Below are 15,906 nucleotides of genomic sequence, written 5' to 3' on the forward strand. Positions count from 1 at the left end.
TGGTAACGGTGTTCGGATTGCCTAGACCGTAAGCCAGGTTAGCTGGAACGAAGATCTCCGGGTGGGAATGAACCAAAGGTAATCAAAATGAATATATCGAAACAGGACGTCGGGATCCTGCGGGAGCTGGGCAGAAAGGCGGCGGAGCTTTCCGCAACGGACGACAACAAACAGAAGATCGACAAGTGGACGCGGTTGACGGATCTCGACAAGAGCGCCGGGCCGCTGCAGCTGATCCACCTCTGGCCGCTGGCCTGGGCGGAAGCGTTGCCGGACGAACAACACCTGGTTTGCCAAAACGAAACCGCACGCAACTATGAGCGCGATCTGCGCCAGCGCATCTGGTCGGTGGAAAACCTGCACGACGATACGGTCATCGAACCGGTCATCCGCTATCCGCACTGCGTCGAGATCACGGCCTATCCCGAGCTTCCCGTCATGGCGCACTATGCCTCCGACGACCACGCGAAGACCGGCGCCTTTAAGTTTGAGTCGCCGATCGTCGAGATGGCTGATATCGAGAAAATCGGCGATCCGGTGGTGAAGGTCGATGCCGAACAACGCGAAGGTTATAAAGCCGAAGCGGAGGAAATCTTCGGTGGCATTCTTGACGTGATTCCAACCGGGATTTATTTTGCGGCCAAAGTGGTGGATGAATGGGCCGGGTTGCGCGGCATGGAAAATGTCTACACCGATATGATGGATGAATCGGAGTGGACGCACGAGGCGTTGCAGCGGATTGCCGACAACTTCCAGAAGCGTTTCCAGACATTGGAAGAGCAGGGGCTTTGGGGCCCGTGGGAAAAATCAGACCCGCTGGGATCAACCGGCCTGCGCTTCAATCCAGATATCCCGAACTATCAGGACATCATGAAAAAGGGTAAGGCCGATCTGATGGATACCTGGGCCTTCACCTGCGCCGAGGGGTTCAACTGCGTTTCTCCGGGCATGCACGAGGAGTTCGATCTGCCCTACAATGTGCAGCTGATGAAACTCTTCAAGTGGGTCAACGTGGGGTGTTGCGAAGTGCTGCACAACAAGGTTGAGTTTGTGAAGAACGTGCCGAACGTGCGCCGGATATCGGTCAGCGAATGGTGCGATTTCGAGAAGGCCGGCGCCGAGATCGGCACCGAGCTGCTCTATGGCTACAAGCCCTCCGGCGTGCCGTTCCTCGGCGACGGATTGCACGAGGATCAAGTCCGCAAGGAGCTTCGACGCGTTTTGGATGCGGCGAAGGATTGCCCGCTGGAAATGATTCTCAACATCGGCGGCACCCTGGGTGGTGGCGACGGCGCCGCCAAGCTGGTGGAGTGGACAAAGATTGCGAAGGAAGAAATCGAAGCAACCAAGGGTTAGACTTTTGAATGGAGGTTACAAATGAGTGAAAAAAAAATGAGTGCGGCAACGAAGCGGGCGATGGAACGGAATTATTTCCAGGGCCCGGAATGGTATTGCGAGATTGTTTCCAAACCGATCACCGGCGATCTGGCGGAAGAGCGCGATGGCATGGTACGGCGCGATCCGAGTGCCGTGATTGAAGTAGACGGCCTCTACCACGTTTGGTACAGCCGCTCCACCGGCAAGAGCCATGGCTTTGGCAGTGGCGACCTGGAGGCCAAGACCTTCCCGTGGGACCATTGCGATCTGTGGCATGCCACCAGCAAGGACGGCTGGCACTGGGAAGAGCAGGAGCTGGCCGTGGCCCGCGGCGAAAAAGGGGCCTATGACGACCGCAGCGTCTTCACGCCCGAAATCCTCGCGCATGACGGGAAATTCTATCTGGTCTATCAGGTGGTCACCTCCCCGTATGTGCGCCGCTCGTACGAAAACATTTCCATCTCGGTTGCCGATTCTCCCTGCGGCCCGTGGGAAAAGTTGCCGGGGCCGGTGCTGGAGGCCGAGCAGGACGGGGAGTGGGAAGGCGATGCGGACAACCGTTTCCTCGTGAAGAGCAAGGGTAGCTTCGACAGCCATAAAGTGCATGACCCGACCCTGATGTTTTTCAACGACAAGTTTTACCTCTATTACAAAGGCGAGCCGATGGGCGAGGAAATGTTCATGGGCGGTCGCGAAACCAAATGGGGGGTTGCCATTGCCGACCAGGTGGAGGGGCCGTATGTGAAGAGCGAATATAATCCGATCTCCAACTCCGGCCATGAAATCTGCGTGTGGCACTACAACGGCGGTATTGCCGGCATGCTGACCACCGACGGGCCCGAGCGCAACACGATGCAGTGGGCGCCGGACGGCATCAACTTCGAGATCAAGGCCTACATCAAGGGCGCGCCGGAAGCCAACGGCCTGTTCCGCACGCCCGATCACGACCAGCATCCGCTTGAAGGCCTGCGCTGGGGACTTTGCCACGAAGTAACCAACCAGGCCGGCTGGATGCGCCGCTTCGAGGTGGATGAAGGGCTGAAGTCCTTTTTCATCAACCGCAATACCTACGAGTAGAGGCAGTGGGCATGGCATTGTCCCTATGGCTACGTAATAACAATGGGTGCCCGCCGGATTCCTCGGACATTTGTCCCAGTAGGCAATATGCGTTATCTTTGCGAGCGTAGTCATGCATAGCGGAATTGTTCCGCTATCGCGGACTGGAAAATTGATTATGAAAAAAGAATATTTAGTTTCAGCCTTGGCCGTTGTGGGCATGAACGTATGGGCGGCGGATTGGGATGGAGTTGCCGTTCCGGCCGATGCCGGGCCGAATAATACGTGGGAGTTGCAAACGGCTCCATCCGACGATTTTAATTATGAATTCAAGGCGGCTTCGTCCAAGGCAAACTTTGGAAACCATAAGTGGTATAATTTCTACCATAACGAGTGGGATGGCCCGGGGACAACCTATTGGCAATTCGACCATGTATCCGTGGATGGCACTGATCTGGTGATTAAGGCATCGCGCAATCCGAGCACAGTGAAAATGGGCGTGCCCGGCGTTAATGCCGGCTGCATTACATCCCACAGCAAGGTTAAATATCCGGTGTTTGTGGAAGCCAGCGTGAGTGTGGCGGATATTGCGTTGGCTTCCGATGTTTGGTTGCTGAGTATGGATGACACGCAGGAAATCGACATCATCGAATGTTATGGCGGGGCCAACTATTTCCAGGAATTCATTCATCTCAGCCATCACTCTTTCATCCGTCATCCATTCACCGATTATCAGCCGAAGGATGAGAATAGCTGGTGGGCAAAACCGGGCGTTACAAACTGGGGGGCGTATTGCTTCAACAGGGGAAACCGAAAATATATTCGTATTGGCGTGAACTGGATTGGCCCCAAGCATTTCGAATATTACATCGATGGGGAGTTGGTGCGGGTTTTGTACGACAAGGCTTTCGCAACGAAAAAAGGGACCACGTGGCACTATACCTATCCAACCATGTCCAACGGAAAGCTCGATAGCGGCGGCGGTTACCAAACGGTGGTGGAACTTGCGACCGGGACTGAATATTCGTTCGAAATATTAAAAGGCACGAGCAATGCATCCAGCACTTCCGTGATCGATCCGTATAACTATCAAAGGGGACATGGTTTCACTAAGGAGCTGGATATCATCATCAACGTTGAATCGCAGGATTGGCATGTTGCCGCCGGCAGAACACCTTCCGATGCGGATTTAAAGAATCCCGATAAAAACACCATGAAAGTGGACTGGATTCGGGTGTATAAGCCCGTCATGAAGGGGGGTGCAGCGGCCAAGGCTCCTTCGGCGGAACCGGGCAAACCGAAGTCGTCCTGGATGGCCTTCATGGAGGACGACTGCAAGAAAAAGGGACAGACCTTCCACGCAAAATGGTTTTCAGACCGTTTTGACCGGCTGGATAGAAACGGCGACGGAATCCTGCAGGACTCGGAACGTCCGAAATAGCGCCTAACCTGGCAGCGCCGGAACCCAATCGACCTTCGCCTCTATGGCATCGGATATCTGTACAAGTATCCATTGGCGGTTGTCGGTTATGACGCCTTCGCCTATTTCAAGTCCATCAGCCTGGACGCAAATGTCTTCGAGTAATCCGCGTCCAGGTGAACTCCGTTAATACTTCCATCTCCCCGAAGCGCTTGAAGCGGTGAGAAGAACAACAACTATTAAGGTGTGCCCTTGCACCTGTGGGTCGCTTTGGATTGCACGGCGTCGCTTGACGGCTAGCCTCTCGTTAGGCGCGCTGCGAGTGACATAGAATCGGCTTCGACGAATTAAGGGATATGCATGTTTTGTGGAGAAATGGCTGAGAAAATATTTTTTGAAAGAATTTGAGCGAGGGTGTCTTTTATGAGTTGATGTCGATGTTTTCTACTAACTAGGGGAAGGGGAATGATGATGAAATTTCTAGGAATGCTATTTGTAGTATACTTTTCAGTAAATACATTTGCGAGCCACACTACTGTGAAAGATGCTCCCTTGAACTATTTGTTTTCCAATATGACAACCAATACTGTGGATCTCGGGGGGAAATATGTGCAAGTATATGTTGTTTACGGTAGCGATGGCATAGCTACGGGAGAAGCTTGTGAGTTTCGTTTTTATGACGATGCATATGCTCTCGTTCCTTTTGAAAGTTATCTTTCTACAAATAAACTCAGCACAACGAGAATATCTCTGCGCTACAAAACCAATGCTTCTGCTTTTAACAATTGGAGAGCCAACCTATGCGGTCGATTGGAAATCGAAGCTTTATCCGGATCCGTGTCAATTGCATCAGTGGAATTCACGGTGGTTGATTTAACTGATAACATGTATCAAGAGACCATTCTGCAACCAAGTACACTTATCCAAACTACTACACTTGGAACTCCGGTTTCATGGTTGCAAAACCTTGGATATACGGGGGATTGGGATACAGCTGATGTAGCAGACCCGGATGATGATAATTTTTTAAATTGGCAGGAATATGTGGCTGATACGCTTGCTCTTGATGGAGCAGATTTCTTGAAGATAAATATACGAGAGGGCAACATATCTTTTGACAGTTCTACATCTTGCGTATACGCGGTAGATTGTACCCATAATATGTCTGAGCCCAACTGGATTGAATACACAAACAATGTAATTGGAACTGGAAACCAGATCCTGTTGCCATCCTGTGGTGCTACTAATGAAGCCTTCTTTCAACTGCACGTGGAACGAATTCCATGAGGTTGTTTCTCTAACCAGATTTGTTCGGTACCCTAAGGTGTGGAAATCGTGAATCCGCTGGAGGGAACTATGGACACTGTTTTGTCTGGAAGGATTTTAAGGGAGCCATCCGTGATGCGAAGATAGCCTATCCGACCAAAGTGGAAAACCCTGCATCCTATTCCTTGAAGTGGGCTTTAGCATTCCGAGCCTCCACTGCGGTAGCTCAATGGTTCCGCGTTCCGGTTGCATTGAAGGCACGGGTTCCTGCCGGGGATCACCATTAAGAATGATTTACCGTGCTTGGAAAAGCGCTGGCACTCGGGTATAGATGGTCGTCGATGGCAAAACGGCTTAAACATACGGCAGGGCTTCTGTTGCTGGCACTCGTTGTTTCAGGGGGGGCCTGCGGACAGGCGGTGGTCTCCTCGGTTTCAGAGCTGCGCAAGCTTTCCGCCGCCGAGGCGGCCGAGGGGCGGACGGTGGGGTTGGAATCGCAGGTGGTGCGCCTCGGGCCGAGCGGCTCGCATTTCTTTGTTTTTTCGGGAGCGGGCGGCGGGGCCTATGTTCAGCGAAGCTTGGAGCTGGCCAAGGAGCTGAACCTCAAGGTGGGGGACATGGTCCGGATCCACGGGAAGACCTACCCGGGCGAATTCTATCCCGCCATCATGGCCGAAAAGGTGGAGTTGGTGGGAACGCGGGAGTTGCCGGAAGCCCGCCCGTTCCAGTTGGACGAGATCCACCGGCCGGCCAGCGACTGCGATTGGGTTTCGGTCGAGGGCCGATTGATTGCCTCTTCGGACCATGCCACGCAATTCGGCCGGTTCTATATGCTGCTGGAAATCAACGATTCCATTCAGCTGGGCGTTCATCTTCCCGCCCGGCCCGGGTTGTGGAAAAGGTTGCCCGAGCTGATGTTCCGGCGGGTGCGCTTCAATGCCGTGGTCGGGACGCTGTATAACGGGCAACGTCAGTTGACGGGCCGTGTTTTCATTGTGGACTCCATTGATGACTTCAAGTTGCTGGACGAGGAGGGGCTGCATGCGGCGACCCGCAACCTGCCGATTCAGTCGCTCATGCGTGTGCATGTCGATCCGCGGGAGGCGATCCGCACGCAGGGGGTGGTCACCCATGCTTCGGCCAACGAAATTTTCCTGCGGGGGGAGGAAACGAGCCTGCGGGTGGCGGTGCTGAACAGCAACGGCCTGAAGGAGGGGCAGACGGTGGAGGTGGAAGGGTTTGTCTGGCCTCAGCCGATCAGTCCGGCCTTCCGTGCCCTGAAGGTGCGGGTGCGGAAAGAGGCGGTTGGGCAGCCGGTTCCGAAAGAGGTCGAACTCGATGAACTGTTTGGCTCCGGCCAGCCCGAAGATTTGCTGGACTCCCGGATGAACTATGAGCTGGTGCGGATCCAGGCCCAGTTGCTGGACATTGGCAAGTCGTTCGGCATATCGCGCGATGTCGGGGAGGAGAGTGGGCAGCAGAGTCTGTTGTGCCGGTCGGGATCGCACGTGTTCGAGGCCCGTCTGCCGGAGGGTATGGCGGCCATCAAGGCCCTGGCGCCCGGCGCAGAGCTTGAGCTGACGGGAATCTGCCACCTGATGCACGATGAAAACATGCTGTGGCGGCTCTATTCCGACGGGCTTTGGCTGCAGGTTCGTGGCGAGGGCGATGTGGTGGTCTTGCAACCCGCACCGTGGTGGACACCGAAGCGGCTTTTGTGGGTTGCGGGAATTGCCCTAGGGGCGTCGGCCTTGTTTTTGGTTTGGATTCTTGCGCTCCACAAAACCGTGGACCGGCAAACGGGCATCATCAGCAAACAGGTCGAACGCGAAACCATTCTCGATGAACGCGCGCGGATCGCCCGCGAGCTGCACGACAACCTGGACCAGGGCCTGACGGGCGCGGCCATTCGCCTGCAGGGCTGCCGCAAGTTTCTGGAAACCGGTTTCAAACGGCATCTGGAATTGCTCCATTTCTTTGTCGACCAGGAAATGGTGGCCGATCCCGTCCAGAAACAAAAACTCGTGGAGCATCTCTCTACGGTGGAAAAGGATTCCGCCACCAGCCGTGATGATTTGCAATCGGTTCAGGACATGCTGGGGTATTGCGGGGAGGAATCGCGCTCGCAGATCCTCGATTTGCGCGGCGGCCCGTTGGAGCGGATGGATCTTCCGGCGGCTTTGCGGGAAACGCTGGAGCCCCTGGCCGACGAGTGCGGCGCGCGGTTGGATATTGTGGTGCAAGGCGAACCCCGCCGTTTGAAGCTGCGGGCGGAACGGAATTTCCTGCTGGTGGCAAAAGAGTCGGCCACGAACGCGGCGCGTCATGCGGCGCCTTCGCTGATTCGTCTAACCCTGGCCTACAGACCGGATTCCATCGTGCTGGATATCGTGGACGACGGCAGCGGGTACAATGTGAGCCAGGATTCCCCCGCTGGGCATTTTGGATTGCAGGGCATGCGCGAACGTGCGAATAAACTGGGCGCGGAATTCAAGATTGAAAGCGTGGCGGGAGAGGGCACCTCCGTCCATCTCGAACTGGCGACGGTCGAGTGGGAATTGGAGTGATGCTCGCGGAAGAGGCCCCGATGGAGTCATCGGGCAAAGCAAAAAAGGGAAATACCATGGGCAAGAATACAACCGTTTTGATTGTGGACGACAATGCCATGCTGCGTTTTGGGCTGGCCGGGGCCATCGGGCATGAGGAAGGGCTTGAGGTTGTCGGCGAAGCCGCATCCGGAGCGGATGCCTACGATCTTTATGCGATGCTCAAGCCGGATGTGGTGACCATGGACTACAAGATGCCCGGCGAGGACGGGGTGGAATGCACCCGCCGCATCCGGGCCGATTTCCCCGATGCGAGGATCATTCTGTTTTCCGTGTTTGAATCGGAAGAGGATATCTGGAAAGCCGTGAAGTCCGGGGTGAAGGGCTATCTCACGAAAAATGCCGGCGCGGTGGAGGACGTGATGGAGGCGATCCACGAGGTCGCCGATGGCGGAACCTATTTCCCGGCATTGATTGCCCAGAAAATCGAAGTCCGCAAGCAGCAGGAAGAGCTGACCCCGCGCGAGCTCGAAGTGCTGCAGCTGCTGGGCGAAGGCAGGAGCAACAAGGAAATCCTCGATCATTTCGATATATCCCTTTCCACTGTTAAGCATCACATTACCAATATCCGCGAAAAACTGGGGGCCGCCGACCGCACTCAGGCGGTCGTTATTGCCTATAAAAGAGGCATTTTAAAGGTAGATTAGGCCGTTTATCCTCTCGGGCAGGGTCAAATGGTCCTTTTGGTCCATATACTGCAAAACCCCTTATTGTTATACCTCACAATGTTAACAGTCGCGTTAGTAGGATTCCGGTGCGAACCGGGCCGCGCCACTGGCGAACCGAGGAGATCAAACAATGAGGAAACAATTAACTCTGATGTTATGTATGTTGACTGCTGCTTTTGCTGTTCAGGCTGCAGATATCAATATTTTTGACATCGACTTCAGCACATACAGCAATGGAGATATAGATGGAGTGAACGGCTGGGTCACGACCAGTAGTTCCAGCTTCAGTGTCACAAACAGTACGGAAGTGTCTTTAGACGGATCGGCAGGATCGCACCGTATGATGCTCACCACGAGTCCATCAACATTGGGCATCGGTGAGTCGCTTGAAATTACGTTTGATGCGCGGTATAGCATTCCCAGCATTCGTCAGCATGGTCGTATGATGATGTTTGGTGTTCAGACAAATGGAGTGGACGCTTCCGGCGGACAGGCTGAAACGGTATCCGGCTTTTTAAACTTCTTCGGTGCGGAATTGTCCCGTGAAGCCGGGCAGTTGCGTTATAATGCGGATTCTGCCAGCTGGTGGGTGAATGATGGCACCCATATCGAGACCAGTGCCACGAATGTGTCCATGAATCCATTTGGATATGATTTTGTAACCATGACTGATATCGGTCTTGTTGATTCTGATTCAGACGTTGTGCGCACCACCTATCTCATTACCAAATCGCATGTGACCAATGAGTTCGACGTCTCCGTGACGATTTCCGACAGCATAACAGGCTTCTCGGAAACGTATGCAGAGGCTGGGATTTCACGTCCGGGTGCCTGGGCCGGTAACGAGCTCTATTTCTTCCTCGATACCAATCCGGAAGCAGGTCGCGATTACGGTATCTTCGTTCAGACCGCAAAGATGGATCGACTGGATCCTGTTCCGGTTCCGCCCGCCTCAGTAAGCGCGCTTGGTCTGGATGGTTCTGTATCTTTAACCTGGACCGAAATGGCCGGAGCAGCTACGTATGACATCTACAGATCCACGACCTCCGGCGGATCATTTACACTGCTTGCCAGTGATGAAACACAACCCTATTCCGATACTTCGGTAGCCAATGGAACAACGTACTACTATACGGTGGTCTCAAAGTTTACCAACGGTGATTCTGCTCAGTCTGGTGAGGCACAAGCCACGCCTAAAGCCATCTTCGACAACGTGACGGTATATGATAACGATTTTTCCAGTTATTCGCTGGGTGATCTGACGGTTGTTTCAACCGACTGGGACGAAGTTTCCGGAAGTGGCAGCAATGCATTTGCCGTTATCAATGATAATGGAACGAATAAAGCGGATACCGTTGCCACGCAGGCTGATCATGATAGCGTTGAAGGTAATGCGGTTTATCTGGACAAACTGCTTCGCAACGATGCTGACGATATTATCGAAGGACATATTGATTTGGTCTTCAGCGTGACTGCAAATAGCGGGACTGATGCGGTTTATACGCACAAAAACGTATTCACATTCGGTCCAACGACCAGTACGGCTGATTCGCTCAAGGTAACCGGAAAAGATAACATGGCACTGCTTAACGCCAAAATGCGCTATGAGAACAGGCTGCTGATTATGTTTGGCGATGACAGCATCACCGAAGCGAACGCGCTGGCGATTGTTAACTTTAACGAGCTAGGCTGGAACCCGAAACCGAACTCCGGCCAGAGCTGGGTAGGTACTCCAGGTACTGCAGACCTGGAAACAGATCCACTCCGCATTTCTTACAAATTCCGGAAAACACGCGAAGACGGTGTTTACCAGGTGTGGGCCTCTGTATCCAACATGAATACGATGATCACTTATAGTGAGTCTGAAAACGAGTTCAGGACGCTGGAACGTCAGGATCTCTATGATTCTCCGGCGACGTTGTTCGGTATGAGCCATGATTATCAGGCTAAGGTGGATAGCGAAGTGGATATAATTGATGTAACGGTGAATGAAATGAGTGTTACGCATTCAACGCAGGAACCCGCTGTAGTTGTTCCGCAGGTAACCAGTGTCCTTTCCGGCGACCGGCAGGTCTCCATTACATGGGAACCGATATTGGAAGCTTCGGGCGGTTACACCCTTACCGTGGTAACACCGGACAGCGAAGAATACGTTGTGGCAGAAAATACGACCGAAACAACAATCACAGATTCGCCGCGTTGGAACGATATTGCCAACACGTACACCCTCACGGCGAACTTCGATTCCGAGCTGACTCCGAATACCGCCAGCACAAACTTTGTGGCGGCGCCGGTTGGATTGGTGTCGGCATTCGAAGTTGATTCGTTTGGTACTGCAAATATGGATACGGCTCTCTTGCAGATATCAAATGCGGTGGACTGGGCGACTATCGATGCCATGACCACGCCATTCTTTGAAAATGGAGAGAATAGTTATACTGGGCCCACGCTGTATGGAATGTACAAGGGCAAGCAGGCTGTGGATGGTGTGCTTTTGCAGACCCGAGTCCAGGACGCTGGCGGGAAGGTTAACTTTACCCTCGATAAGGGATGGAAATCCTGGCCTTACGCATCTGTACTCGCCTTCGTTGAGGCATCGGATATGGGTACCGCAACCTTCGATGCGACTGCGGAAACCCTGAATGTCCAGGTGTCCTGGGGCGCTACCACAACCGGTAATGCCGGTAATCAGGATAATGGTCTGCGTCTTGCGATTCGCAATGGTTCAACCTGGTATGCTTCCGATGAGAATATTGTTGCAAGTGATGCAACAAAGAATGATCCCAAAACCATCATTGTTGCCGATGTGGCCAGTGCCGACTGGAGGCCGATTACCGGAATCAATGCCGCTGCCACGTCAGAAATGTGGATTGGCGGGGTTGTGGACGGCAGTACCTTTACGGATGTCAACGCCGTGGGCTGGTTCCAGGCGCGGGGCTGGGTATCGAGTATTTACGGGCTTGAGGTCAAGGTGCAGGGCGCACTGCCTTCCTATGAATACTGGACGGAAAACAGCGGACTGGTCAGCTCAAACAATGCGGCGACCGCCGATCCGGACCTCGATGGGCTGGTCAATGAGAAGGAATATGCCTTCGGCGGGAACCCGCTCGTGGCCGATACCGCTACGTTGCCGGTGATGGATCCAGCCGTGGTTGATATTAGCGGCACGGACTACCTCACCTATGTCTACCAGAAGCGGCGTGATCCGGTTTCCGGCATCAGCTATGCGCTCAAGACCACCACCGACCTGGTCAACGTGCCTTTTGCGGCCAACGGTGCTGTGCTGACCGATGAGCAGGTGATCGATTATTACTGGACGGCGGTGACCAACTACGTTCCGTTTACTGCAGATAAAACCTTCATCAAGGTTGACGTGGAATAAAGTTTCATCTCATGGAGAGTCATCTCCTCCGGGAAATCCCGCTTCGGCGGGATTTCCCGACATACGTTGAAGGTAGGTTTTTTTTAGGAACTGAATTGGAATCAGAAAAAAGGAAAAAACATGAAAAAAAATAAAAACAGATTCGCACTGCTCGCGCTGGCGAGCATGGTTGGCGCAACCGCGACGGCGACGATCATCGTTTCTGATGACTTCAGCGGCTATACTGCCGGTGCGGTAATTGGGGGGCCGAACTGGAATCCCAAGTGGGATGGCGGGGATACATCCCAACAAAGCCTGTTCAGGGCAGAATCGGGTGGAACGGGTTATGCGGTGCTTGATACGACCGTTGCAAAGCGTTCGTACCATATTCCCAACCAGACTTCATTCACCATGGGCCCTGGCTTGACCGCAACAGTCAGCTCGGATTTCCGCTACAGCCATGAGGCCGGCGGCACGATTACCGCCAATCTCAACAAGAATATTTTTGGACTGCTGGTAACAGACCAACCTCAATGGTGGAATGGTGCTAATAAGAATTTTTCGCTGGCAAATCGCGGCAATGCCATGGGAAACACTTTGCCGGCATCTCCATTTGTCGAAGGCTGGATGACGCATGGTTCGCTAGGTGTTGACACGACTGTCGGCGGATTGAGCCACTGGCTCCGCGTGGACTGGGAACTCACCGATAATGGTTCGACCATTCTTGGACAGGCGACCATTACCGATCTTGATACGGCCACGGTACGCTATACCTCGACACAGATTGATCTAGGGCTTGCATCCGGTAGCACGCTATATGCTGGTTACAGCACAGACTGGAACGATGTTGGCGCTGTCGATATTGCCTCATTCTCAAAAATCGATGAAGTCCACATGGATAACTTCCAGATTGAAGTCATCCCGGAACCGGCCACGCTGGGGCTGATTTCCGCGTTTGGCGGAGCGGTGTTGTTCATCCGCCGGCGCTTCATGCTCTAGAGCGGATCACGATTGAGATGATAAAAAAGTAAGGCCTGAACTTAGGGCGACTCGTCCGCCGTAGCTCGAAGAGCGAAGGAGGAAGCCCGTAGATCCGGCCATCACGGCACGGAAGCCAGACCCACGCTGCTTCGCAGCTCAATTCAGGCTTTACGACATCGCAAGGGTTAAATGCTCTGGTTTAAAACTGGATTAAATTGTGAATAGGGGCACTTTCGCAGTGCCCTTTTTTTCAGCGTTATCAGCTGGCTGGTGTCGAATAGATAGTAACGTGATAAGAGGAGAGAAAATATGTTTGGCAAAAGAGCATTCGAAATCACTTCACTTTGTTTCCTGACGGTTTGTGCCATGGCCCAGACCAAAGTCGATATCAATTTGAATGTTCGGCATGAAGTGGGCGGTGTTTCGACCTTCGATCGCGAAAAATATATTGTGCTGCATGCCGGGTTGACCGACAACGATTGGGATTCCGATGCCCAGCGGGAATCGTTTCTCAACGACTACGATGTCTACCTGGGCCGCAACAACGGTTCAATGCCGTGGAACCTGAGCCAGACCACGGAAGATCAGGGCAACCCGGGCTGGTGCAACCATACCAACATGCTCTCGCGAGGCAACAATGCCCGTTCCAGCTATGCTTCCGACACCGCTGCACATGCGCTGGAGTTTCGCGCAAACAGGATGATGCATGGCGGACAAATGTCCATGTATCCAAATGGGCAGACCAACGGCAATGGTTTTGCGATCGGGAGCTATGATGCACTCGGCGACTATTTTGAAACGTACCTGACCGACTTCTTTGGTTCTGGCGGAACGGACGGGCAACCGAAACCGACCATGGTTGAAGTGGTGAACGAACCGTTTGTGTCGGCCTCTACATATGGCACCACCCGCGCCAATATATCCCGTATGCACACGAACGTGGCGGCGGCGGTCAAGAATTCGCACCCCGAGGTGCTGGTTGGCGGATACACCGCTGCACATCCGCAGTATGAAGGAAACAACAGCGACTTTGCCCACTGGGATGCCAACTGGAAAACGTTCATCGACATTGCCGGAGCCGACATGGATTTCTTTTCGCTGCATCTTTACGATAATCCGCAAGAAAGCACCAATATGCTCGATACCATGTACCGCAGCGGGAGCAACGTGGAAGCGCTGCTGGATATGGTTGAGCACTACAGCATGCTGGCACTCGGTGAGGTTAAGCCTTTCAATATTTCCGAATACGGCAGTCTTGCGGTAGAAAGCGGAGTGCCGTACAACCCGACCAACGATTGGGTGGATGTCCGCTCCTATTCGACCATCATGATGCAGCTGCTGGAACGTCCCGACCGGATTGTACAGGCGATTCCGTTCATGATTCTGAAGGCGGAGTGGGGGCGCAAAAACGGCTACCCTTATCCGACACGCCTTTTATGGAATCTGGATGAAGTCAACGATCCGAAAAGTACCGCCGGTGCCTGGGCCTACACGGATCGCATCAAGTTTTTCGAACTGTGGAAGGAGGTGGACGGAACCCGTGTGGATACCATGGCCTCCGATCCCGATATCCAGGCCGATGCCTATGTGGATGGAACCAACGCATTTGTCATCGTGAGCAGCCTGGATCATACCGGTCCGCAGACGGTGGATTTGAATCTGTTCGGAGCCGCAGGGCTTCAGGGCATCAAGGTGAAACACAGCTATGCAGCGCCGTCCGGATTGCCGACGCTCGATATTTATACCACGAATGCGTTGCCGTCCATCACGCTGCCGGCGTCCTCCACCGCCGTCATTAAATACACCTATGCAAACACCGTGCTGCAGCATGAGCAGGAAACGGAAACAAAATATTATGCCACGACCTACCTGCAACCGATCAGCGACAATACACCGATCATTTTCAGCATCACCAATGTTTTGCATGAGGCAACCCATGGAGAAGCCATGCTGCGCCTTGGCCTCGGCCGGGATCACGGCGATTCGCTGCAACCTACGCTGCTGGTAAATGGGGCTTTTGTTGCCGTGCCAACAGACTGGCGTGGCTACGACCAGTCCACCCGGAATTCCTTTTATGGGGTACTCGAAATTCCGGTCCCCTATGAGCTGCTACAAAGCAACAACACGATTTCGGTGGAGTTTTCGGATGCGGGCGGTTATGTCGCCAGCGTCGCCCTGCAGGTATTTGAATTCAGTTCCGATATTCGGAACCCGAGCGACGGTATAAACATTGATTGGTATGCCATTAACGGAAGCGACATCATACTCGGCTTTACCAACGGACCGGCGGACCGTTTCTTTTCGCTCTATTCCAAAACCAACCTGACGGATTCCGAATGGATTGCTGCGCAGACCAACCTTCCGACGGATGGGTCGGGGGCCGGCGCGGTCACAAATCCGATCGTTGCTCCACAGGAATTTTACCGGTTGATAAAGGATGCGGCGATTGTGCCCCCTATGGGGCTCATTGAGTTCACCAGTCCGGACTACACCAACGGCACCCTCAACGGACAGCAAAACTGGAACGCGGAATCCGGCTGGACCGTCGCCGATGCCGCGGGTTCGGGAAATGCATCGACGCCCGATAACTCGAGCGCGGCGGTATTGAACGAACCGATTCAGTTAAGCGTGGGGGAAACGTACAGCCTCAGTATTAATTTCCAGTTCGGCGGCGGCCCCTATTCAACACCGTCGGGTTTTGTTTACGCGTTCCTTGGCGGATTGAAACCAGGCAATGTCGGCGAGTCGGTCAATACCGGCGAGGCCACGGCTGCAGATGCCAATATCCAGATTATCAGCGCAACGGATACGTATCGTCTGCTCAATAATTTTGCGGGAGTCTCCGGAGCATCCAGCATTAGCGGTACCGAGTTGAATGCCGGGGATGTGCTGCAGTTTGATTATGCGCTTACACTGGATTCGCACGCTTCCAATACAACGTACACCGTACGGCTTCAGAATCTGACCGACGGAACCGACACCGGAACGGGGACGGTTAGTTCGTATGTGGAGTCTTCGGTTACCTATCCCGGCATTCATCCGACCCTTTATAATGCCCTGAGCGGTAGCGGGGCCTACGGTTTCTTCCAATCCATCAACCCGGGGGCGAACGGCTCCGGTCTGAGCGGTGTGCAGGTGAACTCGGTTACTGTCGACGCACCATAGGAAACG

9 protein-coding genes are annotated in these 15,906 nt (G+C 53.7%); all 9 read left to right on the forward strand.

Going from position 1 to position 15,906, the window contains the following annotated elements; all coding sequences use genetic code 11:
- Positions 1-87: 87 nt before the first annotated feature.
- Positions 88-1,356, forward strand: coding sequence for a hypothetical protein (locus tag E9954_RS06585; RefSeq protein ID WP_136078418.1), 1,269 nt, complete (start codon positions 88-90; stop codon positions 1,354-1,356).
- Between the two features lie 21 nt (positions 1,357-1,377).
- Positions 1,378-2,454 (forward strand): glycoside hydrolase family 117 protein, encoded by a 1,077-nt coding sequence (locus tag E9954_RS06590; protein ID WP_136078419.1) that lies wholly within the window; start codon positions 1,378-1,380, stop codon positions 2,452-2,454.
- A gap of 157 nt (positions 2,455-2,611) precedes the next feature.
- Positions 2,612-3,874, forward strand: coding sequence for a LamG domain-containing protein (locus E9954_RS06595; RefSeq protein ID WP_187357948.1), 1,263 nt, complete (start codon positions 2,612-2,614; stop codon positions 3,872-3,874).
- A gap of 444 nt (positions 3,875-4,318) precedes the next feature.
- Positions 4,319-5,140, forward strand: a complete 822-nt coding sequence (locus E9954_RS06600) for a hypothetical protein (protein WP_136078420.1) — start codon at positions 4,319-4,321, stop codon at positions 5,138-5,140.
- Between the two features lie 320 nt (positions 5,141-5,460).
- Complete coding sequence (locus E9954_RS06605; RefSeq protein WP_136078421.1) at positions 5,461-7,686, forward strand: sensor histidine kinase; 2,226 nt, start codon at positions 5,461-5,463, stop codon at positions 7,684-7,686.
- Positions 7,687-7,742: 56 nt separating this feature from the next.
- A complete protein-coding gene (locus E9954_RS06610) occupies positions 7,743-8,372 on the forward strand; it encodes a response regulator (protein WP_136078422.1) in 630 nt (209 codons plus the stop codon).
- Positions 8,373-8,523: 151 nt separating this feature from the next.
- Positions 8,524-11,775, forward strand: coding sequence for a fibronectin type III domain-containing protein (locus tag E9954_RS06615; protein WP_136078423.1), 3,252 nt, complete (start codon positions 8,524-8,526; stop codon positions 11,773-11,775).
- A gap of 120 nt (positions 11,776-11,895) precedes the next feature.
- A complete protein-coding gene (locus E9954_RS06620) occupies positions 11,896-12,753 on the forward strand; it encodes a PEP-CTERM sorting domain-containing protein (RefSeq protein WP_136078424.1) in 858 nt (285 codons plus the stop codon).
- Positions 12,754-13,044: 291 nt separating this feature from the next.
- Positions 13,045-15,900 carry a hypothetical protein gene (locus E9954_RS06625; protein ID WP_136078425.1) on the forward strand — a complete coding sequence of 952 codons (2,856 nt, stop codon included), beginning with the start codon at positions 13,045-13,047 and terminating at the stop codon, positions 15,898-15,900.
- The last annotated feature ends 6 nt before the right edge of the window (positions 15,901-15,906 follow it).

The sequence above is a fragment of the Pontiella desulfatans genome (assembly GCF_900890425.1).
Taxonomy (GTDB): domain Bacteria; phylum Verrucomicrobiota; class Kiritimatiellia; order Kiritimatiellales; family Pontiellaceae; genus Pontiella; species Pontiella desulfatans.